Source organism: Candidatus Methylomirabilota bacterium (assembly GCA_035709005.1).
In the GTDB taxonomy this organism is placed as follows: domain Bacteria; phylum Methylomirabilota; class Methylomirabilia; order Rokubacteriales; family CSP1-6; genus 40CM-4-69-5.
Window position 1 is genome coordinate 1 of sequence record DASTFB010000127.1, and the last position, 26,366, is coordinate 26,366.

22 protein-coding genes are annotated in these 26,366 nt (G+C 69.9%); 19 read left to right on the forward strand and 3 right to left on the reverse strand.

What is annotated here, in order from left to right; genetic code table 11:
• Positions 1–886 (forward strand): aldo/keto reductase (locus VFR64_21430; protein ID HET9492296.1); only part of this gene is annotated, 886 nt, incomplete at its 5' end.
• 58 nt (positions 887–944) lie between these two features.
• Here VFR64_21430 and VFR64_21435 read toward each other — a convergent pair.
• Complete coding sequence (locus tag VFR64_21435) at positions 945–1,376, reverse strand: universal stress protein (protein HET9492297.1); 432 nt, start codon at positions 1,374–1,376, stop codon at positions 945–947.
• A gap of 164 nt (positions 1,377–1,540) precedes the next feature.
• On the opposite strand from VFR64_21435, the gene sufB reads away from it, so the two are divergent.
• From sufB to VFR64_21470, 7 genes are read left to right on the forward strand one after another with little or no spacing between them, the layout of a single operon-like run.
• Positions 1,541–2,995 (forward strand): Fe-S cluster assembly protein SufB, encoded by a 1,455-nt coding sequence (sufB, locus tag VFR64_21440; GenBank protein HET9492298.1) that lies wholly within the window; start codon positions 1,541–1,543, stop codon positions 2,993–2,995.
• A 27-nt stretch (positions 2,996–3,022) separates the two neighbouring features.
• Positions 3,023–3,760: a Fe-S cluster assembly ATPase SufC gene (gene sufC / locus VFR64_21445; GenBank protein HET9492299.1), complete on the forward strand. Its 738-nt coding sequence runs from the start codon at positions 3,023–3,025 to the stop codon at positions 3,758–3,760.
• Complete coding sequence (sufD, locus tag VFR64_21450; protein HET9492300.1) at positions 3,757–5,076, forward strand: Fe-S cluster assembly protein SufD; 1,320 nt, start codon at positions 3,757–3,759, stop codon at positions 5,074–5,076. The genes sufC and sufD overlap by 4 nt, the downstream gene beginning before the upstream one ends.
• The gene (locus VFR64_21455; protein HET9492301.1) at positions 5,073–6,293 is read left to right on the forward strand and encodes a cysteine desulfurase; all 1,221 of its coding nucleotides are present in this window, start codon (positions 5,073–5,075) and stop codon (positions 6,291–6,293) included. The genes sufD and VFR64_21455 overlap by 4 nt, the downstream gene beginning before the upstream one ends.
• Positions 6,293–6,736 carry an SUF system NifU family Fe-S cluster assembly protein gene (locus tag VFR64_21460; GenBank protein ID HET9492302.1) on the forward strand — a complete coding sequence of 148 codons (444 nt, stop codon included), beginning with the start codon at positions 6,293–6,295 and terminating at the stop codon, positions 6,734–6,736. The genes VFR64_21455 and VFR64_21460 overlap by 1 nt, the downstream gene beginning before the upstream one ends.
• A 43-nt stretch (positions 6,737–6,779) precedes the next feature.
• Positions 6,780–7,094, forward strand: coding sequence for a DUF59 domain-containing protein (locus tag VFR64_21465; protein HET9492303.1), 315 nt, complete (start codon positions 6,780–6,782; stop codon positions 7,092–7,094).
• Positions 7,091–8,233 carry a cysteine desulfurase family protein gene (locus tag VFR64_21470; protein HET9492304.1) on the forward strand — a complete coding sequence of 381 codons (1,143 nt, stop codon included), beginning with the start codon at positions 7,091–7,093 and terminating at the stop codon, positions 8,231–8,233. The genes VFR64_21465 and VFR64_21470 overlap by 4 nt, the downstream gene beginning before the upstream one ends.
• On the opposite strand, the gene VFR64_21475 is transcribed toward VFR64_21470, so the two are convergent.
• The gene (locus VFR64_21475) at positions 8,172–8,873 is read right to left on the reverse strand and encodes a hypothetical protein (protein ID HET9492305.1); all 702 of its coding nucleotides are present in this window, start codon (positions 8,871–8,873) and stop codon (positions 8,172–8,174) included. The genes VFR64_21470 and VFR64_21475 overlap by 62 nt on opposite strands.
• Before the next feature lie 156 nt (positions 8,874–9,029).
• Here VFR64_21475 and VFR64_21480 point away from each other — a divergent pair, with 156 nt between their 5' ends.
• The 11 genes from VFR64_21480 to VFR64_21530 all read left to right on the forward strand — a co-directional run bounded on the left by VFR64_21480 (position 9,030) and on the right by VFR64_21530 (position 25,928).
• Complete coding sequence (locus VFR64_21480) at positions 9,030–10,394, forward strand: ABC transporter substrate-binding protein (protein HET9492306.1); 1,365 nt, start codon at positions 9,030–9,032, stop codon at positions 10,392–10,394.
• A gap of 65 nt (positions 10,395–10,459) precedes the next feature.
• On the forward strand, positions 10,460–12,736 hold the full coding sequence (locus VFR64_21485) for a hypothetical protein (GenBank protein HET9492307.1): 2,277 nt from the start codon (positions 10,460–10,462) through the stop codon (positions 12,734–12,736).
• Positions 12,736–13,617: a branched-chain amino acid ABC transporter permease gene (locus tag VFR64_21490; protein HET9492308.1), complete on the forward strand. Its 882-nt coding sequence runs from the start codon at positions 12,736–12,738 to the stop codon at positions 13,615–13,617. Before VFR64_21485 ends, VFR64_21490 begins: the two co-directional genes overlap by 1 nt.
• Positions 13,614–14,612: a branched-chain amino acid ABC transporter permease gene (locus tag VFR64_21495; GenBank protein ID HET9492309.1), complete on the forward strand. Its 999-nt coding sequence runs from the start codon at positions 13,614–13,616 to the stop codon at positions 14,610–14,612. Before VFR64_21490 ends, VFR64_21495 begins: the two co-directional genes overlap by 4 nt.
• A gap of 1 nt (position 14,613) precedes the next feature.
• The gene (locus VFR64_21500; GenBank protein HET9492310.1) at positions 14,614–15,369 is read left to right on the forward strand and encodes an ABC transporter ATP-binding protein; all 756 of its coding nucleotides are present in this window, start codon (positions 14,614–14,616) and stop codon (positions 15,367–15,369) included.
• Positions 15,366–16,067, forward strand: a complete 702-nt coding sequence (locus VFR64_21505; protein ID HET9492311.1) for an ABC transporter ATP-binding protein — start codon at positions 15,366–15,368, stop codon at positions 16,065–16,067. Before VFR64_21500 ends, VFR64_21505 begins: the two co-directional genes overlap by 4 nt.
• 29 nt (positions 16,068–16,096) lie before the next feature.
• The gene (locus VFR64_21510; protein ID HET9492312.1) at positions 16,097–17,887 is read left to right on the forward strand and encodes a hypothetical protein; all 1,791 of its coding nucleotides are present in this window, start codon (positions 16,097–16,099) and stop codon (positions 17,885–17,887) included.
• A gap of 149 nt (positions 17,888–18,036) precedes the next feature.
• A complete protein-coding gene (locus VFR64_21515; GenBank protein HET9492313.1) occupies positions 18,037–19,371 on the forward strand; it encodes a tetratricopeptide repeat protein in 1,335 nt (444 codons plus the stop codon).
• A gap of 146 nt (positions 19,372–19,517) precedes the next feature.
• The gene (locus VFR64_21520) at positions 19,518–21,464 is read left to right on the forward strand and encodes an acetate--CoA ligase (protein HET9492314.1); all 1,947 of its coding nucleotides are present in this window, start codon (positions 19,518–19,520) and stop codon (positions 21,462–21,464) included.
• A 112-nt stretch (positions 21,465–21,576) separates the two neighbouring features.
• Positions 21,577–23,967 (forward strand): adenylate/guanylate cyclase domain-containing protein, encoded by a 2,391-nt coding sequence (locus VFR64_21525; protein HET9492315.1) that lies wholly within the window; start codon positions 21,577–21,579, stop codon positions 23,965–23,967.
• Complete coding sequence (locus VFR64_21530; GenBank protein HET9492316.1) at positions 23,964–25,928, forward strand: hypothetical protein; 1,965 nt, start codon at positions 23,964–23,966, stop codon at positions 25,926–25,928. The genes VFR64_21525 and VFR64_21530 overlap by 4 nt, the downstream gene beginning before the upstream one ends.
• Here VFR64_21530 and VFR64_21535 read toward each other — a convergent pair.
• Positions 25,925–26,308, reverse strand: coding sequence for a hypothetical protein (locus VFR64_21535; protein ID HET9492317.1), 384 nt, complete (start codon positions 26,306–26,308; stop codon positions 25,925–25,927). The two genes, VFR64_21530 and VFR64_21535, sit on opposite strands and share 4 nt — an antisense overlap.
• Between the last annotated feature and the right edge of the window lie 58 nt (positions 26,309–26,366).

Consider the following 26,366-nt stretch of genomic DNA (forward strand, 5'->3'; position numbering starts at 1 on the left):
GGCCCTGCTGGCCGCCTCGGCGGCCAGCGCCGCCACCGGTCGGGCGGACGGTCAGTCAGCCCTCGCGCTCATCGCGCGCCCGATTCCTTCGACGGGGGAGACGATTCCCGCGGTCGGCCTGGGAACGTGGCGCACCTTCGATGTGGCGCGATCGCCGTCCGAGCGTGAGCCGCTCCGCGAGGTGTTACGCCGGTTCGTCACGCTGGGCGGTCGCGTCGTCGACTCGTCTCCCATGTACGGGACCGCGGAGGAGGTGGTGGGAGACCTGGCCGCGGCGCTGGGGGTGCGGGACTCGCTGTTCCTCGCGACCAAGGTGTGGACGGCCGGCCGCGAGGCCGGCGTCGCCGAGATGGAGCGGTCGCTGCGCCGCCTGCGCGCGGCGCGCCTGGACCTGCTCCAAATCCACAATCTGGTCGATTGGCCGACGCACCTCAGAACCCTGCGCGCGTGGAAGGAGGCAGGGCGCATCCGCTATCTCGGCGTCACCCACTACGTGGCCAGCGCCCACGACGAGCTGGAGCGCATCATGCGGGCCGAGCCCCTCGATTTCGTCCAGGTCAACTACTCGCTGGGCGAGCCTGAGGCCGAGCGCCGGCTCCTGCCGCTCGCGCGCGAGCGCGGGGTCGCCGTGCTCGTCAACCGGCCCTTCGTCGAAGGCCAGCTGTTCCGGCGCGTGCGCGGGCGGAGCCTGCCGTCCTGGGCCGCGGAGTTCGACTGTGCGAGCTGGGGCCAGTTCTTCCTCAAGTGGATCCTGGCCCACCCGGCCGTCACCTGCGTGATCCCGGCCACGGCAAAGCCAACGCACCTCGCCGACAACATGCGCGCTGGGACCGGCGCCCTGCCCGACGCCGCCACGCGGGCGCGGATGGCCGCCTATCTAGGATGACCGGCGGGACGCGAAGGCGCGGAACCCTGAGGGGTGCCGCGGACACGAGCCGGGCCGATCAGGTGCGAAGTACCAGCGTCGGCGTGGTCGCCCGCCAGCTGACCTGTTCGGCCACGCCGGGCGCGATCGCGCTGGCGAGCCGACCCCGGCTCGAGGCCGACAGCGCGATCAAGTCGGCCGACCACTCCTCGGCCTCGTGGACGATCTCCTGGGCCGGGTCCCCGAAGCGGATGGCGTGTTCCACCGTGACACCGTCCAGCCGGAAGTCGGCCGCCTGTAACTGGTCGAGCCCTTCGCCGTTGAGGCGAGCCATCTCCTGATCCACGTAGGCCAGCACCCGGCCGCTCGGCCCCACGATCATCTCGGGAATGGAGTACACCCGTAGCAGGCGCACGGTGGCGCCGAACTCCCGCGCCAGCGCGGCGACCAACGGCAGAACCATCTCGTCACGCTCACGCTCGCCCAGCGGTACCAGAACTCGCTTGGTCATCTGCCCCTCCCCCCTTGGGACGCGGGCCGGGAAGAAAAAGATTCATCGGAGGCTATAACCCAACATCCAGATTTAGTTGATATAATCCGTCTAGACAGTAATCCGACCGTTTCGGTCGCCAATAGGCTGAAAAGGGTATACCCTTGCCTCTCTGAGGAGGCTGCATGAGCGATACAGCGAAGGTGATCGACGCCCTCACGAACCGGGAGTACCCGTACGGCTTCGTGACGCAGATCGAGGCGGATACGGCACCGCCGGGACTGAGCGAGGACATCATCCGGTTCATCTCGGCCAAGAAGAACGAGCCGTCCTTCATGCTCGAGTGGCGACTGCGCGCCTACCGGCACTGGGCGACCCTCGAGCAGGCGGCGGCGGAGCCGCGCTGGGCCAACATCCGGTACGACCCGATCGACTACCAGAGCATCGTCTATTATTCAGCGCCCAAGCGGGCGACGACGGCGAGCCTGGACGAGATCGACCCCGAGATCCTCAGGACCTTCGAGAAGCTCGGCATCCCCCTGGAGGAGCAGAAGCGGCTCAGCGGAGTCGCCGTCGATGCGGTCTTCGACAGCGTGTCCGTCGCCACCACGTTCCAGGACAAGCTGGCCGAGCTCGGCATCATCTTCTGCTCCTTCTCGGAAGCGGTGCAGAAGCATCCCGAGCTGGTCGAGAAGTACCTGGGCTCGGTCGTGCCCTACACCGACAACTTCTTCGCGACGCTGAACTCGGCCGTCTTCACCGACGGCTCGTTCTGCTACATCCCCAAGGGCGTGCGCTGCCCGATGGAGCTGTCGACGTACTTCCGGATCAACACCGCCGGCTCGGGGCAGTTCGAGCGCACCCTGATCGTCGCCGACGAGGGCAGCACGGTGAGCTACCTGGAGGGTTGTACGGCGCCCCGGCGCGACGAGCACCAGCTGCACGCGGCCGTCGTCGAGCTGGTGGCCCTGGCCGACGCCCAGATCAAGTACTCCACCGTGCAGAACTGGTACGCCGGCGACCGCGAGGGCAGGGGAGGCATCTACAACTTCGTCACCAAGCGGGGCAAGTGCGTGGGGCCCCGCTCGCGGATCTCCTGGACGCAGGTGGAGACGGGCTCGGCCATCACCTGGAAGTACCCGAGCGTGCTGCTGCAGGGCGACGAGTCGGTGGGTGAGTTCTACTCGGTGGCCCTGACCAATCATCGCCAGCAGGCCGACACCGGCACCAAGATGATCCACATCGGCCGGAACACCCGCAGCACCATCATCTCCAAGGGCATCTCGGCGGGCCAGGGCAACAATACGTATCGGGGCCTGGTCAAGGTGCTGCCCCGCGCGACCAACGCGCGCAACTACACGCAGTGCGACTCCATGCTGCTCGGTGACCGGTGTGGCGCCCACACCTTCCCGTACATCGAGCTGGGCAACAGCTCCTCCACCGTCGAGCACGAGGCCTCGACCCGGAAGATCAGCGAGGAGCAGCTCTTCTACTGCAAGCAGCGCGGGCTGTCGGCCGAGAACGCCGTCTCCATGATCGTCAACGGGTTCTGCAAGGAGGTCTTCAAGAACCTCCCCATGGAGTTCGCCGTGGAGGCCTCGCGACTGCTGGGCGTGAGCCTGGAAGGCGGCGTGGGTTAGGCGATGGCCACGCACACGAGGCAGCCGTTGCTGAGCATCCGCGGGCTCCACGCCGGGGTCGACGGCAAGGAGATACTCCGGGGCGTCGATCTCGAGGTGGCCGCCGGCGAGGTCCACGCGGTGATGGGCCCCAACGGATCGGGCAAGAGCACGCTGGCCCAGGTGCTGGCCGGGCACCCCGCCTACACGGTCACCAGCGGGGAGGTGCTCTACGAGGGCCAGAACCTGCTGGCCCTGCCGCCCGAGGAGCGAGCGCGGGCGGGCGTGTTCCTGGCCTTCCAGTACCCGGTGGAGATCCCGGGGGTCAGCAACGCCCAGTTCCTCAAGGGGGCGATCAACGAGCTCCGCACCCGGCGCGGCCAAGAGGAGCTCGACGCCCTGGAAGTCCTGCAGCTGCTCAAGGACAAGCTGGCCCTGGTGGAGATGGATCCCAGCTTCCTCAGTCGGCCCGTCAACGAGGGCTTTTCCGGCGGCGAGAAGAAGCGCAACGAGATCCTCCAGATGGCGGTGCTGGAGCCCCGACTGGCGATCCTGGACGAGACGGACTCCGGTCTGGACATCGACGCCCTCCGCATCGTGGCCGGCGGAATCAACCGCCGGCGCGGCCCGGACAACGCCATCGTCCTGGTGACGCACTACCAGCGCATTCTCAACTACATCACGCCCGACCGGGTGCACGTCCTCGCCGCCGGGCGGATCGTCAGGTCGGGAGGCAAGGAGCTGGCCCAGGAGCTGGAGGCCAAAGGGTACGAGGGCCAGGGATGAAGGAACGTCTGCTCGCGGCCGTGGCCCGCCTGGAGCGTGACACCGCCGGCGCCCCGGCCTGGCTCGTCGACGGCCGCCGTCGGGCCCGCGACCGTTTCGCCGAGGCCGGGCTCCCCACCACGCGGGATGAGGAGTGGAAGTACACGAGCCTCGCCCCGCTGCTGGCGACCGACCTGGATCCGGCCGCCGAGGTGGAGATCGACGGCGTCTCCGAGGAGGCGATCGCCCCGTTCCTGATGGGCGATCCCTCGTGGCGGCGGCTCGTGTTCGTGAACGGCCGCTACTCGCCCAAGCTGTCGTCCGTAGCCTTCCTGCCGGGTGGCGTGCGGATCGGCAGCCTCGCCGAGGCCGTCCTCACCGACGCCGGGGCGCTCCGGGAGCACGTCGCGGGCGATGGTGACGGGGACGGCTTCACGGCGCTGAACGCCGCCTTGTGGCGGGACGGCGCCTTCGTCCTGGTGCCCGCCGGGGCAGTCGTCCCCGCCCCGCTTCACCTCGTCTTCGTGGCTACCGCTCCGGCGGCGCCGACCGTCGGGCATCCGAAGAACCTGATCGTGCTCGGGGAAGGAAGCGAGCTGACGGTCGTGGAGAGCTACGTGGCCGTCGGCGACGACCGCTACCTCACGAACGCGGTCACCGACATCGTGGCCGGGGCAGGGGCCCGGGTCGACCACTACCGGCTGCAGCACGAGAGCTCCCGGGCTTTCCACGTGGGCCGAACGCGGATCGCCCAGCAGCGTGACAGCGCCGTGACGTCGTGCGCGATCACCTTCGGCGGGCGCCTGGCGCGCCACGACGTCCACGTGGTGCTGGGTGGCGAGGGCGCCGAGTGCGCGTTGAACGGCCTGTTCGTGATCGGCGGCGCCCAGCACAGCGACATCCACACCGTCGTCGACCATGTGGTGCCGCGCGGGACCAGCCGCCAGCTCTACAAGGGCGTGCTCGACGGGCGCGCCCGGGGCGTCTTCAACGGCCGCATCGTGGTGCGGCCCGGCGCCCAGAAGACGGACGCCCATCAGACGAACAAGAACCTGTTGCTGGCCGACGGGGTGGAGATGGACAGCAAGCCCCAGCTGGAGATCTTCGCCGATGACGTCAAGTGCAGCCACGGCGCGGCCGACGGGCAACTCGCCGGGGACGCGCTCTTCTATCTCGAGAGCCGAGGGTTCGGGGAGGCCGCGGCCCGGGCCCTGCTCACCTACGGGTTCGCCAGCGAAGTGCTGGGCAGGATCCAGGAGCCGACGGTCCGGGCTCGCCTCGAAGCCGCGCTGACAGCGCGCCTGCGTGACGGCCGGGTCAACGAGGAGATGGCATGAGCTGGGACGTGGAGCGGGTGCGCAAGGATTTCCCGATCCTGCAGCAGGAAGTGCACGGCAAGCCGCTGGTCTACCTCGACAGCGCAGCCACCAGCCAGAAGCCCCAGGTGGTCCTCGACGCCCTGACCAGCTACTACGTGACGGTGAACGCGAACGTGCACCGGGGGGTGCACCTGCTCAGCGAGAAGGCCACCGCCGACTACGAAGCCGCCCGGGTCCGCGTGCAACGCTTCCTGGGGGCGGCGCGCCCGGAAGAGATCGTCTTCGTGCGGGGGACGACCGAGGGGATCAACCTGGTGGCCCAGAGCTACGGCCGCCGGGCCGTGGGCCCCGGCGACGAGGTCGTGATCACGGCCCTCGAGCACCACTCGAACATCGTGCCCTGGCAGATGCTCTGCCAGGAGCGCGGCGCCGTCCTGCGCGTCGTGCCCATCGACGACGACGGCCAGGTCGAGCTCGAGGCCTACGAGCAGGTGCTCGGCGAGCGGACCCGGCTGGTCGCCGTCGCCCACGTCTCCAACGCCCTCGGGACGATCCTGCCCGTGAAGCGCATGATCGAGATGGCGCATCGCCGGGACGTGCCGGTGCTGGTGGACGGCGCCCAGGCCGTGCCCCACCTGCGCGTGGACGTGCGCGATCTGGACTGCGACTTCTACGTGTTCTCCGGCCACAAAGTGTTCGGTCCGACCGGGATCGGCGCGCTCTACGGCAAGAGCGCGCACCTGGAGGACATGAGCCCCTGGCAGGGCGGCGGCGACATGATCAAGGTCGTCACCTTCGAGCAGACGCTCTACAACGACCCGCCCTACAAGTTCGAGGCGGGGACGCCGGACATCGCCGGCGCCATCGGCCTGGGCGCGGCCCTCGACTACCTGAGCGGCCTGGGGCTCAGCGAGGTCGCGGCCTACGAGCACGAGCTGCTGGAATACGGGACCCGGGCGCTGGCGGCCGTGCCGGGACTGCGCCTGATCGGGACGGCCCGGGACAAGGCCAGCGTGCTGTCGTTCGTCCTGGAGGGGGTTCACGCTCACGACGTGGGCACCATCCTGGACCGCGAGGGCATCGCCGTGCGCACGGGGCATCACTGCGCCATGCCGGTGATGCAGCGGTTCGGCGTGCCCGCCACCACGCGGGCCTCGCTCGCGCTCTACAACACCCGGGCCGAGCTCGACGCCCTGGCCCGGGCCCTGAGGCGGGTGCACGAGATCTTCGGCTGATGTCCGAGCTGCGGGAGCTCTACCAGCAGGTGATCCTCGACCACAACCGCAAGCCGCGGAACTTCCGGCGGCTCCCCCAGCCCGCCCGGCGCGCCGAGGGCCACAACCCCCTCTGCGGGGATCACGTGAGCGTCGAGGTGAAGGTCGAGGCCGGCACCATCCGCGACATCGCCTTTCAGGGGTCGGGCTGCGCCATCTCCAGAGCCTCGGCCTCGATGATGACGGACAGCCTGCAGGGCAAGACCACGGCCGAGGCCGAGGCGCTGTTCCAGCGGTTCCATCGGATGGTGACCGAGGACGCTGGCGACGCCGGGGCGCTGGGCAAGCTGGCGGTCTTCGCCGGCGTGCGGGAGTTCCCCAGCCGGATCAAGTGCGCGACACTGCCCTGGCATACGGCGCACGCGGCGCTCGTCGGCCAGGCCGAGCCCGTGACAACGGAATGAGCGCCGGCGGACCGCCGACGGACGCGCCGCCCGGGGAGGGACGATGGTCGATCAGGCAGCGATCGAGAAGCTCGCGATAGAGGCCCTGCAGACGGTCTACGACCCCGAGATCCCGGTGAACATCTACGAGCTGGGGCTGATCTACGGCGTCACCGTCGACCCGGCGGGCGCAGTCGCGGTGAAGATGACGCTGACCGCAGCCGGCTGTCCGGCGGCCCAGTCGCTGCCGGCCGAGGTCGAGGAGCGGATCCGCAGCATCGCGGGGGTCACCGGCGTGAACGTCGAGGTGGTGTTCGACCCTCCGTGGTGCCCGGATCGCATGTCCGAGGCGGCCAAGCTGCAGCTGGGCATGCTGTGACGACGCCGATCTACCTCGACTACAACGCCACGACCCCGCTCGATCCCGAAGTCATCGGCGCCATGCAGCCGTTCTTGACCGAGCACTTCGGCAACCCGTCGAGCGCCCACGCCTACGGCCGGAGGGCCCGCGCGGCGGTGGAGCACGCCAGATCCCAGGTGGCCGCGCTGCTGGGCGCGGAGCCGGCCGAGATCGTCTTCACCGGGGGCGGCAGCGAAGCCAGCAACCTCGCGATCAAAGGCGTCTGCTTCAAGGCGCTCGAAAAGTCGCTGGCCGACGAGCTGCACGTCGTCACCAGCGCGGTCGAGCACCCCGCCACGCTGGAGCCCTGCGCATTCCTGGAACGGCTGGGCGTCCGCGTCACGCGGCTGCCGGTCGACCGCCACGGCATGGTCGATCTCGACACGCTGCGGGCAGCGCTGCAGCGACCGACGCTGCTCGTCAGCATCCTGCATGCGCAGAACGAGGTGGGAACGCTGGAGCCCATCCGCGAGATCGCGGCCCTGGCCCGCGCGCAGGGCGCGCTGGTCCACACGGACGCCGCGCAGTCCGTCGGCAAGCTGCCCGTCGACGTCCACGAGCTCGGCGTGGACCTGCTCACGGTGGCCGGGCACAAGCTCTACGCGCCGAAGGGCGTGGGGGCGCTCTACGTGCGGGAGGGTCTTGCCGTGGAGCCGCTGGTCCACGGCGCCGGCCACGAGCGCGGACGACGCGCCGGGACGGAGAATGTCCCGTACGTGGTCGCACTCGGAGCGGCCTGCGACGTCGCTCGCCGCGCGCTTCCGGCAGCCACCGCGACGCTCGGCCGGATTCGCGACCGGCTGTGGGAGCATCTGCGCGCGAAGCTGGGGGATCGCGTCGTCGTCAACGGCCATCCCGAGCGTCGGCTCCCCAACACCCTCAACGTCAGCTTTCTGGGCCATGTCGGCGGCGAGCTCCTGGCCGCCTCGCCCGAGATCGCCGCGTCCACTGGATCGGCCTGCCACGAGGGGGATGTGCAGCTGTCTCCGGTGCTGACCGCTATGAACCTGCCCGTCGAGACAGCGCGGGGCAGCGTCCGACTCAGCCTGGGCCGGTTCACCACCGAGGCCGAAGTGGATTGCGCTGCCGAGGCCCTGGTGCGTCGCGCCGCCCGGTGAGCCAGCTCAAGTAGACGACCCCCAGCGCCATCGCGGCCGGCAGGCCGACCGCCATCACGCTGGAGAGCGTCGACAACAGCGCGAGCGTCGCGCTCGACAGCCCGACGAAGGCGAGCCCGACGACGGGCAGCACCGGCGCCCCACATCCCATCACGCTGCAGGGGCCGGTGGAGAGTCCCACCATCCCGATCAGCGCGCCGAGCGGGCCGCTCTGTCTGCCGACCCACGCACCGCCGTCCGGCGCCCCGGGGCCGACACGCCAGAGGGCGACGTAGAAACCGAACAGCAGCGAGGTGAGCGCGATCCGGGCGAGATCGCCGACGTCCACGGCGAAACCCCATTCGGTGCCGCCCATGGGGCTGTCCGAAGAGAACCAGAAGAGGCTCAGGCCCCAGAGCTTCTCCAGCTTGACGCCGAGGCCCACGTCGGGATCAGCCATGTACTCCGGCAGGCGTCCGAGCCATGGGTTGAAGGTGAAGTAGTCGACCGGCTTGCGGAAGAGCGACAGGACGAGCGGCGGGAGGAGGATACTGAGCGCGAAGAGCGCGGCGGCGCCGCCGAGGAGCGTCCCGGGCCGCGTCCACAGGGCGGCGGCCGCCCCCCGCCCGGTCTCGGTCGCCACGCGCGCCAGGGTGCCCATACCTCGCTGTCCGACTTGACGATGATGGCATGACCGGGCCGGGAGCAAAAGGGGTGCGCGGCTTGACTTTTCCGCCCCTGCGCGGTATGAGGGGCGCACATTCCTCAAGCTCTTCCCGCCCGCAACGGGAGGACCACTCGCGTGAAGGGGGCACACATGGCGGAGGAAGTCAGTCGTCGAGGTTTCATCAACCGCCTCGGGGTCACCCTCGGGGCTGCCGGCGCCACCGTGGGGTCGCTGGCGAGTCCGCCAATGGCCTTCGCCCAGGACAAGCCCAAGGGCAACATCCCGAGCACGCCCTACCGGATCGGCCACATGACCTTCTTCACGGGGCCGGCGGCGGTGCTGGGCGAGCCGATGTTCAAGGGGCAGCAGCTGGCCGCCGAGGAGATCAACGCCGCCGGCGGGCTGCTGGGCAAGCGGAAGATCGAGCTCCTCAAGGCGGACGAGGCCGCCGGCACCGACGCCAACGTCAAGGAGCTCCGTCGGCTCAAGCTGTCGGAGAAGATCGACTTCTTCTGCGGCATCACCTCCAGCGGCAACACGCCGGCCCTCGGCCCGGTCGCCGAGGAGCTCAAGGTGCTGACCATCTTCGTCGACGGCTGCACGGACTTCCTGTGGGACAAGGCCGTGCTGAATCCGCACTACACCTTCCGCATCACCAACATGCAATCGGCGGACGGCGTCACCGCCGCGGTAGCCGCCGCGATGACGTGGCCGAAGACCAAGCGCATCGCCCACATCCACCCCGATTACTCGTACGGGCGCAACGCCTTCGACCACTTCACCATCGTCATGAAGAAGATGCTCCCCAACGCCGAGAACGTCTCCGAGGGTTGGCCCAAGCTCGGTACCACCGACTTCAGCTCGCACATCACCAAGGCCATCGCCTCCAAACCCGACGTGCTGGCGACCTCAGTGTGGGGCGGCGACTACGTGGCGTTCTACAAGCAGGCGCTGCGCTACGGGATGTTCGACAAGATGAAGGTGGCCAGCATGATCGCCTTCGGCGTGGCGCCCCACGCCATCGGCAAAGACCATCCCGAGGGCATCATCGCCGGCGTCCACTCGAACTACCACTTCACGTATCCGGCCGGCGATCGCTGGCCCTACAACAAGACCTTCGTCGAGAAGTACCACAAGCGGTTCAACGAGTATCCGAACTTCCAGGCCGAAGGCGGCTACGTGGCCACCTACATGCTGAAGACCGCCATCGAGAAGGCCAACAAGCTCGTGGGCGGCTGGCCCGATGACGACGCCCTCATCACGATGCTCGAGGGCATGATGATGGCCGGCCCGGCCGGCTACGTGTACATCCGTCCCGACAACCATCAGGGCTACAAGGATGCGGTGACCGGGTTCAGCAAGAACGTCCCGGAATACCCCTTCCCGATCCTCGACCCCGCCCGCATCATCACCATCCCGATCCGTAACATCACGGCGCCTCCCGGCTGGCCCAAGGGGGACCCGACCTCCACCTACACCTGGATCGACAAGACCTGGCCTCGGGTCAAGGCGTAGAACTCCGGCCCGGCGGGTGCAGCCGCGTCGGCCGACGCGGCTCCACCCGCGGTGGCTGACCTGCCGTGAGCTGGCCCCGCCTCGCCGCCCTCGCGTTCGCCGTCCTGGTTTCCGCGTCGCACCAGGGCGAGGCCGGGCACGAGGTGCCCTACTATCCGTCGTTCTATCCCCAAGAGATCAAGATCGACGCCCTGTCGCCGGCGGCGGCCGCCACGCTCTTGCAGAAAAAGTCGCTCCATGCGTACGTCGGCGGCGATCCTTTCGCCGGGGCGGCGCCGCCGCCCCACGTGACGTACGCCCAGTCGCTCAAGTCCTACGTCGTCCTCACGCTCGGACGGCCGGCGGCGCTGGGGAATGCCCAGACGCGCTGCGCGTCGGCGGCCAGGGCCCTCAAGAGGCTGGCTAGCGCTCCGGGGCCCTACACGTTCCATCCCCATCCCGTCACCCCGCTGCACGACGACTATCTCTGGCACTTCGATCGGGTGGAAGCCGAGCGGAAACATCTGGCGGCTGCTGCGGTCGCGCCTGGTCGCGCGCTGCGGATTCAGGCCCGGGGACAGCTCGCCCAAGCTCTGCTGGCCGCCTCCGGGGGCGCCACGGAGAACGAGGCCGACGCGACGCTCGAGGAGATCGACGTGGGCGAGCTCCTGGCTGACCGGGAGACCCGGCTGAACGGCTGGCTCGGGCCGCCGTGGCTCAAGCGCGGCTGGTATCAGGCCTATCTTCTTCAGGCCGGCACGCTGACCGACGAGGCAGCCCGGCGCACCGTGGAGGACATGTTCGCCCGTCGCGTGCTGGATCCGCCGGATGCGGCCGCGCGGGCCAATCTGGAGCGGAACCTCGTGGCCGCGCTCGGGCGGGGATGCGAGCGCGTCGTGGTCGGCTACACCCTGCGCCGGGAGCCCCTGAACGTCGAGTATTCCGACGGTGTGGAAAACCTCGCCTACGATGCCCAGACCGGGCTCGGCTCGGCGATCTTCCTGCGCGACGTGAAGCTGAAGGACTTTCCGTGGAACGGCTGGCTCCGCCTGGGCAGCGCGGCACGGCCGGTGAGCGCCTGGAATCCCATCGCCGGCTTCGGTGACGCCACCGGACGGCTGATCTGGCTCGCCGTCGGCGATCCGGCGTTCTTCCCGGCACCCAGTCACGGAGGCTGGGTGCCGAACCGCGTGCGGGTCGCGTCGACATCGCCGGGTCCGGTGGCGATTCCGGCGGACGCGCTCGTCCCCGATGCGGCGACCGGCCTGCTCCGACCCGTCGGGCCGGGGACGACGGCCGCCGCGGTCGTGAGCTACCAGGTGCTGGCCTCGGCGTTCCACCACGGCACCAGGATGTCGTCCGCCGACCTCGTGTATCCGTTCGCCTTCGCCGCCCGGTGGGGCGCGGGCCCGGGGCCGCGCGGGCGGCGATCCGACCCCGTCGTCGCCCGTGCCACGGCCGTCTTGCGCGAGCGGCTGGCCGGCGTGAGGGTCGTGAGCGTCGACTCGCAGATCAAGGATTACGGCGATCTCCAGGTCGTCAACGACGTCCACCGTATCGACGTCTACCTGAAGCACCGCGGCGACGTCGCCGAGCTGCCGGTGATCGCGCCCCCGTGGAGCGCGATCCCGTGGGAGCTCACGGTCCTCATGGAAGAGGCCGTGACGCGGCGGCTGACCGCGTTCTCGGAGGCCGAGGCCCGGCGCCAGGGCGTGCCGTGGCTCGATCTGGTCCGGAACGCCAGGCTGACGGCGGCGCTGGCGGCGCTGGCCGAGACCTTCGAGCGGCAGGCCTACGTCCCGGAGACCCTGCGCGGGCTGGTCACGGTCCCCGAGGCCCGGCAGCGCTGGGCGGCCCTGCGGCGCTTCCATCGCAAGCAGGGCCACTGGCTGGTCACGAACGGCCCCTATCGGCTGCAACAATGGTCGGCCGACGGCGTCGTCCTCGCGGTGTTCCGCGATCTGAGCTATCCGCTCGTCGTCGGGGCCTACGATGTCTACGCCCTGCCCGTCCGGGCCTTCGCGACGGCCGTGGACCGGCGAGGGGAACGGCTGGAGATCCGGGCCGACGTCGAAACGGTCGTGAAGTTCGAGCGATCGTATAGGATCGAGCGGGCGCCGTTCCGGCCGCCCCCGGCCGGCGAGCGCACACGGGATACCCTGGCGGCCCACTACGTCATCGTGAACGCGAAAGATCAGGCGGTGAGCGTGGGGCGGTCCACGGCCCGGGAAGGGGATCGGCTGGTGGTCGATCTGCCGAAGGCGCTGCCGGCCGGTGCCTATCGGGTCCTGCTGGCCCTCGCGCTCCACGACAACCTGGTGCACCCCGAGGTGACGGTGGTGCCCTACCGGGTGGGCGACTGATGGATTTCTTCTTCATCCACCTCCTCAATGCCCTCCTGTCGGCGGCCACGCTGTTCCTCATCGCCGGGGGCCTGAGCCTGATCTACGGCGTGATGCGGATCATCAACCTGGCTCACGGCAACCTCTACGCCTTCGGCGCCTACGTCACGGCGTGGACGCTCGGCAAGCTGCTGGTCGGCGCGCCGACGCCTATCCTCTACCTGGTCCTGCCGGTGGGCGCGGTGGGGGCGGCGCTGCTGGGGGCGCTGCTGGAACCCACCCTGCTCCGCCCGTTCTACCGGCGCGCCGAGGAGTACCAGCTGCTGGTGACCTTCGGCCTGCTCATGATCCTGGGCGATACGATGCACTTCCTGTGGGGGCCGTATCCGCTGTCGGCCAGCGCCCTCTGGGAAAACTCGGGCAGCCTCATGATTGCCGGGAATCCGTATCCGTACTACAACCTGGTCGTCATCGGCATCGGCGGCCTCGCCGCCGCCTTTCTGTGGGCGTTCGTCTACAAGACGCGCTTCGGCGTGGTCCTCCGCGCCACCTCGCAGAACATGCGTATGGCCTCCGCCCTCGGCGTGAACGTGAATCGGATCTACGTGCTGGCCTTCACGCTCGGGTGCTTCATGGCCGGCCTGGGCGGCGCCATCATCGCGCCCAGCCAATCGGCGGTGCTGGACATGGGGGTCGACGCGCTGGTGCTCTCCTTCATCGTGGTGGTCATCGGCGGGCTGGGCAGCCTGGAGGGCGCGCTGGTGGGGGCGCTGATCGTGGGCATCGTGCGCGAAGCGGGCATCACGTGGTTCCCCGAGATCGAGCTCGCCGTCCTCTATCTGATGGCGGCCATCGTCCTGCTGGCGCGGCCGGCCGGCCTGTTCGGGCGCGCCACCACGTGAACACCGTCGCCGTCGCCCTGCCCACCCGCTCGCCCGTGAAGCTGCTCGCCGGGCTGGCTCCGATCGTCGTCCTGCTCTTGGCCTACCCGTGGATCGCCAGCCAGTACCAGGCCATGCTCCTGGGCTACGGCCTGGTCATGGCGATCGCCGCCCTGGGATTCAACCTGTTGTTGGGCTACACGGGCTTGCTCTCGTTCGGCCACTCGGCGTTCTTCGGGGTGGGCGCCTATGCGGTGGCCATGACGGTCAAGTATCTGGGGGTCAGCTCGATGGAGCTGTTCCTCCTCAGCGCCATCGTCAGCTCGATCCTCATCGCGGCGCTGTTCGGCGTGGTCTGCGTGCGTTACACTCGTATCTTCTTCGGCATCCTGACCCTGGCCCTGTCCCAGGTGCTGTGGAGCCTGGCCTTCAAGTTCTTTTGGGTCACGGGCGGAACGGACGGGCTGCGGGTGCCGACGCCGACGCTGCTGGGCGTGGTGACCGGCACGGGCGACAAGATCGACTTCATCGCCCACTATTACTACTACTACATCCTGGCGACCTTCTTCGCGTGCGTGGCGCTGATGTGGGTCATCGTGAACTCGCCCTTCGGCAAAGCGCTGCAGTCGATCCGGGACAACGAGACGCGCGCGGAATTCGTGGGCGTGCAGGTCCGGCGCCACCGCTGGGTCGCCTTCCTGGTCTCCGGCCTCTTCACGGGCCTGGCCGGCGCCCTGTGGGTGCCCCTCAATGGCCTGGTCACCCCCGAGAGCCTGCACTGGACGTTCTCCGGCAAGATCGTGTTCATGGCCGTGCTGGGGGGGTTCCGGGCGTTCGCCGGCCCCATCGTGGGGGCCGTGCTCTACACGTACCTGGAGGCCTACGCCGTCGGCAACACGGTGTACTGGCAGTTCGTGCTCGGCACGGTGCTGGTCGTCCTCGTGCTGTCCCTGCCGACCGGGGTCATGGGCACGGCGGCGCGGCTCCTGGAGCGCTGGCGGGGGAGGGCGGCCTGAAGTGGGCCTCCTGGCGACCACGAACCTGGTCAAGCACTTCGGCCAGACCCGTGCCGTCGACCACGTGGATTTCACCGTGCGGGAGCGCGAGATGCTGGGCCTCATCGGCTCCAACGGCGCCGGCAAGACGACGCTGGTGAACCTGATCAGCGGGCTCATCCGGCCCGACGGCGGGCGCATCCTCTTCGCCGGCCAGGACGTCACCCATCAGAGCATCAACGAGCGCATCCGCGCCGGCATCGCCCGCAGCTTTCAGCTCGTGAACCTCTTCGACCACCTCACCGCCTTCGAGAACATCGCGCTGACGATCTTCTCGCGGCAAGGCAAGACCCGGTCCATGCTGACCCTGGCCGATCGGGATGGTCCGGTCGCCGACGAAGCCCACGAGGTGCTCCGGCAGTTCGGGCTGGCGAACAAGGCGCTCATGCTCGCCGGCGGCCTGTCCCAAGGAGAGCGCAAACTCCTGGACGTGGCCGTGGCCTACGCGCTGCGGCCCAAGCTGCTCTTCCTCGACGAGCCCACCAGCGGTGTGAGCACGCGGGAGAAGGCGCCCATCATGGAGGTGATCAGCGCGATCGTCCGCTCGGGCGATATCGCCGCGGTAGTGATCGAACACGACATGGACGTCGTCTTCACCTACTCCGACCGCATCGTGGCCATGCACGAGGGTAAGATCCTCGCCGAAGGCACGCCCGCCGAAATCCGGGCCAACGCCACGGTGACGACCACCCTGATCGGCAGCGGCGGCGCTCTATGACGACGGAGCTGCTCGCTCTGGACGGGATTCACACCTACCGCGGGGCCGCCCATGTGCTGCGGGCGCTGTCGCTGCGGGTGGGCGAGGGGGAGACGGTGTGTCTGGTCGGCCGCAACGGGGCCGGCAAGACGACGACGCTGGAGAGCGCGATGGGCCTGCTGCCGATGCGCGCGGGGGCCGTGCGCTTCCGGAGCCGCGACATCACCCGGTTGCCGCCCCACCAGCGCGCCACACTGGGGATCGGCTACGCGCCGGAGGACTGCGGCATCTTTCCCGACCTCACCGTGGCCGAGAACCTCCAGATCGGACGTTGGATGGCCGTGGGCAAGGGGAGGGGGGACTCGAGCCCGGCGGTCTTCCCCGAGATCGAGCAGCTCGGTGACCGCCGGGGTCTCAACCTGTCCGGTGGCCAGAAGAAGATGCTGGCCATCAGCCGGGCCATGGCGCTGGCCCCGTCGGTGCTGTTGCTCGACGAGCCCTTCGAAGGCCTGGCCCCGGTGGTGGTCACCCGCTTCATCGAAGCGGCCCGCCGAATCAAGGCCATGGGCGTCTCGCTGCTCATCGCCGAATCGAACGTCACCAACGCCGCGCGTGTGGCCGACCGTCTGTACGCCATCGATCGGGGCGAGATCCTGTTCGAAGGGGCCCCTCGAGCCGTGCTGGACAACGCCGAGGTCATGCGGGTCTTGCGCGGCTAGCCGAGGACGGGCGCCGAGCCGAGGATCACGTGGAGGCGGCGGCGACCATCGCGGTGTTGCCATTCGACAACCCCTCGGGCGACCCCGAGCAAGCGTACTTCGCGCGGGGATTCGTCGAGGACGTGGTCACCGAGCTGTCCCGGTTTCCAACCCTGGAGGTCATCCATCCGCAAACGTCCTTCAACCTGACCGCCGATCGCCCCACCGAGCACCTGCCCGAGGGCCTGCCAGTCGGTTACTTCCTGCGGGGCAGCGTTCGACGGCTGGGAGAGACGGTGCGGGTGGCCGCGCAACTCGTGGAGGCGTCGGCCGGGCGCCAGATCTGGGCGGACCGCTTCGACGCGCCGGCCGAGCGCCTGCTCGCCGTCCAGGACGAGATCGTGACGCGGGTGGTGAGTGCCCTGGCCGTCGAGATCGACACCGCGCGTCTGTTCCAGGCCAGGCGGAAGCCCATCACGAGCCTCGAGGTCTACGACTGCTGGCTCCGGGGCCTCGACTGCCTCCGCCGGGGGACCGCGGAGGACGACGCGCGCGCCCGGGCGTTCTTCGAACGGGCGCTGACCCTCGATCCCCACTGGGCGCGGGCCCATGCCGGGCTCTCCCTCTCCCACTTCAATGAGTGGAGCTGCCAGGCCTGGGAGCTCTGGGACGAAAAAGAGCGCCTGGCCTTCGAGCACGCCCGTCGCGCGGCCGCCCTGGACGACCGGGATGCCCTCGTCCAGCTCGTGCTGGGGCGCGTCCTGCTCTACCGGCGCCGGTTCGACGAGGCGGCGGGGCACGTGGATCGAGCGATCGCGCTCAACCCGAACGACGCCGACGTGCTCGCCCACGCGGCTCTCTGCCAGGCCTATCTCGGTCAGCCCGAGGCCGGCGCCACCCTGGCCGCCAAGGCAGCGCGGCTGAACCCTCGCCACCCGGACTGGTACCTGGCCTGCGCCGCCGTCCCGCTGTTTCTCCTGGGCCGGTATGCGGACGTCGCGGCGCTGGTGGCCGGGGCCCCCCGGGGCACGGTCGATCTCCCCGCCTACCTGGCGGCCAGCTACGCGCTGGTCGGTGACGCGGCGCGCGCCACGCCAGCCCTGGAGATGTTCCTGTCGGACTTCGTGGAGAAGATCACGTTCGGGCGCCCGCCCGAGCCGGGCGAGCCCCTGCGCTGGCTCCATCACGTCAACCCATTCCGCCGCCCCGAGGACGCCCAGCACGTCGCGCGTGGGCTGCGGCTTGCCGGGCTGGCGCCCGATCCCGACGAGCGGCCGGCCCGCGCCATCGCGCCGCCGACGAGGGACGGCCCGGCTCGCGCCGCGTTCCGGCGGGAGGGTGAGGTCTGGACGCTGGAGTTCGACGGCCTGGCCGTCCAGTTGACCGAGGCCAAGGGGTTCCACGATCTGGGGGAGCTTCTCGCCAAGCCGGAGGCGCCCATCCACTGCCTCGAGCTGGCCGGGCGTGCGGCGGAGCCCCGCGGCGACGACCCGGTGCTCGACGACCGCGCCCGCCGGGAGCTGGCCTCGCGGGCTCGCGAGCTGCAGGAGCAGATCGACGACGCCGAGGCGCGCCACGACCCGGCCCGTGCCGAGCGCGCGCGGGAAGAGCTGGATCGGATCGTCGCCGCGCTCTCCGGCGCTCTCGGTCTCGGTGGTCGGGCCCGCCGCCTCGGCAGCGCGGCCGAGCGTGCCCGCACCGCGGTAACCTGGCGGATTCGTAACGCCATCCGAAAGATCGCGACGGCCCACCCCGCCCTCGGGCGGCATCTGGACAACGCCGTGCGGACCGGCACGTACTGCTCCTATACGCCGGACCGACCGATCGACTGGGTGCTGTAGCGCCCCCGCCTCACGCTGTGAGGCTCGGCCTCACGCCTGATGGGTAAAGACCCATTTGGAGGTCAGCGATGGCGTGTGGCAGCGTGGTTCTCGGTGATCGATGGCCCTTCCCGGCGAGGGCGAGAGCGAGCGTGCCGGATGCCCGGGGTGTGCCCGTTTCGTGCGGTGACCGGTCGGCCCGGGAGCTTTACGAACGGGCCCTCGTCCAGTACCACAGCTTCGTCGGAGATCCGATCGCCACGATCGAGGAAGCCCTCGGACACGCGCCGGACTTCGTGTTGGGGCACGTGTTCCGGGCGACGGTGTTGATGACGTTCATGGAGCGGCGCTTCGCCGAGCAGGCCCGGATCAGCGTCGCCTCGGCCGAGGCCCTCCTGCCGCGCGCCAATGCGCGCGAGCAAGCCCTGGTGGGGGCGGCCCGCCGGCTGGTGGACGGCGACTGGGACGGGGCCTGCGCGGCTCTGGATCGCGTCCTGGTGGATCATCCGCGGGACGCGTTCGCCATCCAGTCCGCCCACTTGCTGGATTTCTACCGCGGGGATGCCCTGAACCTGCGCAACCGTATCTCGCGTGTCATGCCGTCCTGGAGCCCGAGCGTGCCGGGCTATTCGTACATCCTGGGCATGCATGCGTTCGGGCTCGAGGAGTGCAATCAGTATCCGGAGGCGGAGGAGGTTGGCCGCCGGGCCCTGGATCGGGAGCCCAAGGACGGCTGGGCCGTGCATGCCGTCACGCACGTGATGGAGATGCAGGGCCGGATCGACGAGGGCATCGCCTGGCTCGAGTCCCGGGAGCCGGACTGGGCGCCCGACAACGGGTTCGCCTTCCACAACTACTGGCACCTGGCGCTCTACTACCTCGACCATCACCGGTATTCCGACGTGCTGGCCCTCTACGACACGCGGGTGCATCCCGAGCCACCGGACTTCGCCCTGCAGCTGCTGGACGCGACGGCCCTGCTGTGGCGGCTGTTCCTGGAAGGCGTGGCCCCCGGTCGGCGGGCCGAAGTCCTGGCCGAGAACTGGGCCGGCCGGCTCGAGACCGAGCGCGGCTTTTACGCGTTCAACGACATGCACGCCATGATGGCCTTCACGCTGGCGGGGCGCGAGGCCGAGGCGGCGCGGCTCATCGCCGATCTGCAGTGGGCGGTGCAGCACGCCCCCGGGATCAATCGGATGATGGCGCGGGAGGTCGGCTTGCCGGTCTGCCTGGCCATCCGGGCCTTCGGCCAGGCCCGCTATCCGGAAGCGATCCGTCACCTGGAGCCGGTGCGGGACACCGCCTGGCGGTTCGGCGGCAGCCACGCCCAGCGGGATGTGTTGACGCTCACCCTCGTCGAGGCGGCCAGCCGGAGCGGCGACGCCGCGCTGGCGCGGCACTACATCGCCGAGCGCACGGTCCACCGGCCGGGCAGCGCCTGGGGCTGGCGCCTGCTCGCCCGGACCCCACGAATGACCGAAAGGCCGCGAGCGGCTCGCTCGTGACGGCGAGCCGGTGGAGATCTATGACTTCCTCAAGCTGCTGAAGGAGCGGGTGACGTACACTTCTGCGGTTCTTGAACGAGAAGGCCGTCACGGCGGATCATTGTCAGTACTTTTGACGGCAGGGGCCTCTCCCCCGAGGTGACACGATGACGGTGGACCGGACCGACATCATCTGGCAACCCCGTCCCGAGGTCGTGGAGCGTGCACGAATCGGGCGGTTCATGCGGGCGCACCGCATCCAGTCACTGGCCGAGCTACAGCGGCGCTCGATCGAGGACATGTCGTGGTACTGGCCGGCCGTCGTGCAGGATCTGGGGCTTCGCTGGCTCCGTCCCTGGGATCGCGTCCTCGACGACTCCCGGGGACCCGCCTGGCCGGCGTGGTTTCCCGGCGGGCGCCTCAACCTGGCCGACAACTGCCTGGACCTGCACATCGACGCCGACCGCGGCGTGCAGCCCGCCCTGGTCTGGGAGTCCGACGACGGGCAGACCCGTACGCTCACATACCTGGAATTGGCGCGTGAGGTGAATCGGCTGGCCAACGCGCTGCGACGCCTGGGCGTCGTCGCCGGTGACCGGGTCGGCGTCTTCCTCCCCATGTCGCCGGAGGCGGCCATCGCGACCCTGGCCGTCGTCCGCATCGGTGCGATCTACACGCCGTGCTTCTCCGGGTTCGGCGCCCCGGCGGTGGCCTCCCGGCTCCAGGATTGCGAAGCGAGGGTCCTCATCACCGCGGACGGGTTCCAGCGCCGCGGCCAGGTGGTGCGGATGAAGGAGACGGCCGACGACGCGGTCGCGGCCAGCCCCAGCGTCGCCCACGTGCTGGTGTACCGGCGCCTCGGGCGTGAGGTGCCGTGGCACCGCTCCCGGGACCGCTGGTGGCACGACGCCGTCGCGCCCGAGTCCGACGCCTGCCCGGTGATGGCCGTCGAGGCCGATCACCCTTGCCTCATCATCTACACCTCGGGCACGACGGGCCGGCCCAAAGGCGCCGTGCTGACCCACGGCGGGTTCCTCCTCAAGACGGCCCACGACTTCGCCTACTGCCACGATGTGGGGCAGGGCGACCGGCTCTTCTGGCTCACCGACCTGGGGTGGCTCATGGGCCCGATGCTCATCACGGCCGCGCTCGTCCACGGCGCCACCGGAGTGCTCTTCGAGGGCGTGCCCGACTACCCCAGGCCCGACCGGCTGTGGGGACTGGTCGAGCGCCACCGGATCAGCGTCATGGGCATCTCGCCCACCGCCATCCGCGCCCTCATGCCGCACGGCCCCCAGCATCCCGCGGCCCACGACCTCACGTCGCTACGGATCCTCGCCGGCACCGGCGAGCCGTGGAACCCCGAGCCCTACCGCTGGCTCTTCGAGCGGGTGGGGGGTGGGCGCTTGCCCATCATCAATTACACCGGCGGCACCGAGATCTCGGGCGGCATCCTGGGATGCTTCCCCGTGGCGCCGCTCAAGCCTTGCTCGTTCACCGGGCCCATCCCGGGCATGGCGGCCGACGTGTTCGACGAGAACGGACGCCCCGTGCGGGGTGAAGTCGGCGAGCTCGTCGTGACCAGGCCCTGGCCGGGAATGACCGCAGGCTTCTGGCGTGATCCCCAGCGCTATGAGGAAACGTACTGGTCGCGCTGGCCCGGAGTGTGGGTACACGGCGATTGGGCCGTGATCGACGAGGACGGCTTCTGGTTCTTGCAGGGCCGGTCGGACGACACGCTGAAGATCGCCGGCAAGCGTCTGGGGCCCGCCGAGGTGGAGTCGGTTCTGGTCGGCCATGACTCGGTGGCCGAGGCCGGCGTGATCGGCGTGCCTCACGACGTCAAGGGCGAAGCGGTCGTGTGTTTCGTCGTGCTGAAGCAGGGACAGGCGTCCTCGGAGGCGCTCCGGGCCGAGCTGGGTGACCGGGTGGCCCAGCACATGGGCAAGGCGCTCAAGCCCGAGCGGATCCTGTTCGTGCGCGATCTTCCCAAGACGCGCTCGGCCAAGATCATGCGCCGGGTGATCCGCGCCACGTATCTCGGTCGTGAGCCCGGTGACCTTTCGTCCCTGGAGAACCCCGACGCGGTCAGCGCGGTCGCCGAGGCGAAGTAGACCGCCCCGCCCGCGTCCCGATTAGGGCAAACACACTAGTTCGTCCGTCGACGCCGGAAAATCCGCTCGGGAATCCTGCCCGTCCGCCATTGGATGCTATGCTGATTTTCTCGTGAGTCCTTCCGCGTTCGCCGAAGAAGGCAAGGGAGCCCGCGGCTCCCGGCCTCCCACCGACGTCGCGCTACCGCTGGGGGCGACCGTGACGATCGTCTTCAGTGATATCCGGGGCTTCACCGAGTACACCGACCAGTACGGAGACGAGGCGGCGTACCGACTGCTGCAACAGCACAACGGCGCGGTGCGCAATCAGGTCGATCTCTTCGGCGGTTACGTGGTGAAGACTCAGGGCGACAGCTTCATGGTGGCCTTCCCCACCGCCCGTTCGGCCATCCAGTGCGCGGTGTCCGTCCAGCGGGTGCTGGCCTCGGCCCAGACGGGAGCCGGTACGCGGATCGCGCTCGGCATCGGCATCAACACCGGCGAGCCCATCCAGGAGGGCGGCGACTTCTTCGGGAGCCCGGTGAACCTGGCCGCCCGCATCTGCGCCGCCGCCGGACCCGGTCAGATCTTCGTCTCGGAGACGACCCGGTACGTGACCGGCCGCATCGAGGCCGTCGAGTTCGTGGACCGCGGCTTGCACGACCTCAAGGGCTTTCAGGAGCCGCAGCGCCTGTACGAGGTGCGCTCGGTGGACGAGGCTCGCGGCGCCCACGGTGCCGGCCAGGATCTGAGCGCCGAGATCGCCGCGCTGGCCGAACGGTGCCGTAGCCTGGGCGCCGAGCTCGTGGAGGCGAGTCAGGCCCTGCAGGGCACCGGCGAGCTTCCCGCGGCCGCGCTGGGACGCCAGCTCGGGGCCCTGCGGGTCGCCTTCGGCGGGCTGTGCAGCCGGGTGTTCCAGCGAGCCGCTCAGGCAGGAGTCAACATCACCCAGTCGGCCGACCGCATCGCCTCCCTGGCGGAGCTCGAGCCGCTGCTGGAAGCGATCAACCAGGCCGAAGCTGGGCGAGTCGCGGCCCGCGAACGCGCCGCTGGCGAGGACGACGCCTCCCGGCAGGCCGCTCTGGAGGCGGCCGTCCAGCGCGCGATGGGCGTGCTGAACCGCGTCCTCGCCATCAGCCACCCCGAAGACCCGGCCTTCCAGGCTCTCCTCGAGTGCCAGGCCAAGGCCAGCGAGCTGCGCCTCAAGCTCTCGCGTGTCGCGTCGACAAACCGCGATTACTCCGCGCACCGCGTCGACGAGGCGACGAAGCCATTCGCCGATCTGCTGGCCCTCGTGGACGGCCAGGACGATGTGGACGATGAGCGCTGGATGGCGCTCGAGGAAAGCGTGGGACGCGTGTTCGGACGCCAACTGCTCATCGCGGCGAGCCGCGGCCGGCTCGTGGTGGCAGGAGGGGCCCGACGGGCCCGTGCGCAGGTCCCCGCTCCTGCCGCCCCGCCACGGGTCGAGCCCCGCGAGGCGCCGACACCGAGCCCGACCTACCAGCCGGCTCCCCCCCCGCCCGCCGCCGTGGAGGTTCCGCGAGCCGAGCCAGTCCCGGTCGAGACCCACCGAGCGGAGCCGGTGCGGGAGACACGCCCGGAGCCTCCCGCCGAGCAGCCGACCGAATCGTTGCTGCCCACGCTCGATCCGCGAGCGGCCGGGGTCACGTGGTGGAGCGCCGCCCACAGGGAATGGACCGCCTGGAAGTCCTCGGGGATGGCCACGGCGCACGCGCTGCGAGCGGCGATTGCCAAGCACCCCTACCTGCTCAGTGTCCCGATCACCCAGAGCGCCGGGTACGATGAAGGGCGCCTCGCCGGAGCCTATTTCGTGCTGCTCAACCACGTGGAGAACGTCTCGCCGTCGTTCCTCCGCCATGCGGTGGAGGAGGCCCTGCAGCAGGCCGGCCCGGGCGCCGACCCGGCCGCTCTGGGGCCCGCGCTGTACGAGCTGCTGGTTAGCAAAGGAAGGCTGCGCCAGACCTATGCCGACTTCGTCCGTGACGGCATGGTCGCCGCCATTCCCATTCCCGGCGTGTGGGCGGACGCCATCGTCACCGAGCACGAGGACTCGACAGTGATCACGACCCGGCCCAGCCGCGAGATCGGGGACGCGGCGGAGCAGAGCCGGGAACTGACGGACGTCACCGAGCGGCTGAGCGAGCATCGCATCGCGCTGACGCTGCCGGCCCTGACGGCGCGGTTCGTCTGCATCAGGCGGGGCGAGCTTCGCGAGGCCCGCGACATCGTGATCAAGCTGACCGAGGGCGGCGAGCCGTCGACGGCGGCCTGGGCGCTGAGCCTGCGTAGCGATCAGCTCATGGCGGCACCGCCCAAGCGATGCGGCGCCGAGGGTCTCTCGGTCGAGGGATTCGGCAAGAACTACCGCGCGTTGTGGCTCACCGTGTTCAACAGCGACCCCGCGCTGGACAAGACCTACGAGCTCACCGCGTCCCTCTGCCCGCAGGGCGTGCCGTCGAGCACGCCCCGTCGGTCGGTCTTCACGGGACGCTCCCGGTGAAAGCGGCCAGCGACGAGCACACCGAGCTGGCCCAGCGGCTCACGACGCTCACGGAGCGCGTGACCCGGATCAGCGCCACGCTGACCGAGGCGGGGCGCGACCTGATGGAGCGGCGGGCCCTGCCCCCGGACAACCTCGTGGACGAGATGGCAGCCGTCCATTCGGCGTTCGCGGAGCTCCGAGACCGGGTGCTGGCCGCGGCGGCCACCCTGGCCGCCGGACCTCCGCCACCCATCACGACGGTTCGTGAGCTCGAAGTCCTGGTGAAGGTGCTGGTCGACGAGAATGCCCGTCGCGCCCGCCGCCACGCCGCGGAGCAGGCCGCTTCGGTCGTGGACGCCGGCCGCAAGACAGAGCCTCCCGCCCAGTCGCGAGGAGCGGACGAGGCGCGGCGGCGCGCCCAGGACGAGGCGCGTCGAAGAGCGGCCGAGGCCGAAGAAGCCTGGCGTCGGGCCGAGGCGCAAGCCAAGCGCCGGGCGGAAGAGGAGGCGCACCGCCGAACGGCCGAGGAAGCCCGGCGCAAGGCCGAGGATGAGGCGCGCCGGAAGGCGGCCGAGGAGGACCAGGCCCGGCGCAAGGCCGAAGACGAGGGGCGGCGGCAGGCGCTGGCGGCGGCGGAAGATCGGCGGAAAGCGGTGGAGGCCGAGACCCGGCGCAAGGCCGAGGAGGAGGCGCGCCGCAAGGCGGCGGAGGCCGAGGAGCAGCGGCGAAAAGCGGCCGCGGAAGCCGAGGCCCGGCGCAAGGCCGAGGAGGAGGCGCGTCGCAAAACGGCGGAGGGCGAAGAGCAGCGCCGGAAGGCCGCGGGGGCGGAGGCCAAGCGCAAGGCCGAGGATGAGGCGCGCCGCAAGACGGCGGAAGCCGAGCAACAGCGCCGCAAGACGGCGGCGGAAGCCGAGGTCAGGCGGAAGGCGGAGCAGCAGGCGCGACGGACGACGGTCGACACGGACGAGACCCGCCGGAAGGCGGCGGACATCGAGGCGGAACGCAAGGCCGACCATGAGTCGCAACTGGAGGCCCAGCGGCAGGCCGAAGAAGAGGCGCGGCGCAGGGCAGAGCGAGAGCCCGCCGCCACCGTGGACGGCGGCCAGGACTCCCCGGAGCCCATGGCCGGGACGGAGGACGACACGGCCGACGCCGGATTGGAGACCGCTCAGTGGTGGATCTCCGCCAGCGCCAGCTGGGCGTCGATGCGTTCGAAGAAGATCAGCTTCGCCGCCGCCGTGAGCGATGTGCTGACCAAGTATCCCTACTTCCTCAGCGTGCCGATCCAGACCAGCGCCGATTTCGAGGACGGGATGGTGGCCTACGGCTACGGCATCCTGCTCGAGCACATCGAGCAGCGCGTTCCAAACTTCGTCTCCGACGCGTTCACTCGGCTTGTCGCCCGGCAAGGCGCGTCCCTGGGACAGCGGCTCTACGAGTATCTGGCCCAGGCGCTCGGAACCAGTTACGGTGACTTCATCAAGGCCGTCATGCTGGGCGCCATACCGAAGACCCCGCCGTGGCCGACAGGCGGTATCGAGGACGGCGATACGACCACCACGGTGTTCGTCCGCCCCACCGCTCGCATCGGCGATATCCAGCAGAAGGTCGAACGGTTCACGCAGCCCTACCAGCGTTTCGGCGAGCACCACTTCACCGCGGCCGTGGCTCCGCTCACCACCCGCTTCTTCCGGGTCGACGCTCTGGATGTCAAGGAGGCTCGGCACCTGGGCCTCCGCATCACCGACAAGGGTGTGCCCTCGGATCAAGCCTGGGTCATCTCCATCCCCACCCGGGGTGGCGCATCCCAGATCAAGCGCCACGTCGCCCAGGGCACGGTCATCAACGGCATGGGCCGGGAAAACGCGTCCGTGTGGGTGGCTGTCTTCAATGCGGACGCCGAGAACGAGAAGCGGTACGACGTGGCGATCGAGGTCACCCGGCGGCAGCCGGGGACGGCGAGCTTCAGAAAGCGCTAGCCGGGCTTGGGCGTCGGCGCCCCCGGCGGTGCGGCGGGAGCGGGCGCCTTGGGATCGCGCTCGAACGGACTACGACGGACCCCGAGCTTCTGAGCGATCTGGCTGATCGGCTGAACGGAATCCATGAGCCGGTTCAGCACCACGGCGATCTCGTCCCGGTCCGTGCGCAGGCGCTCGTGCTCCTTACGCAGCTCCTCCAGCTCTCGGCGGAGATCAGCCACCTCTTTGCGTAGCTTTTCGGATTCTCGCTCGAGCTCTACCACGCGGGCGGCCGCCGTGTCGCCGTGCAGGAGCGGAGGCAGGTGCGGAAGCAGGCGAAGCCCGTCCTGCACCCAGTGCGCCACCTTTTCGCGCGTCTCGGCGGCCGGAATCCCGTCCATCTCGGTGCTCCTCCCGCATGGGCCCTGCCGCATGCACACGAAGCCCACAAATGCTGAC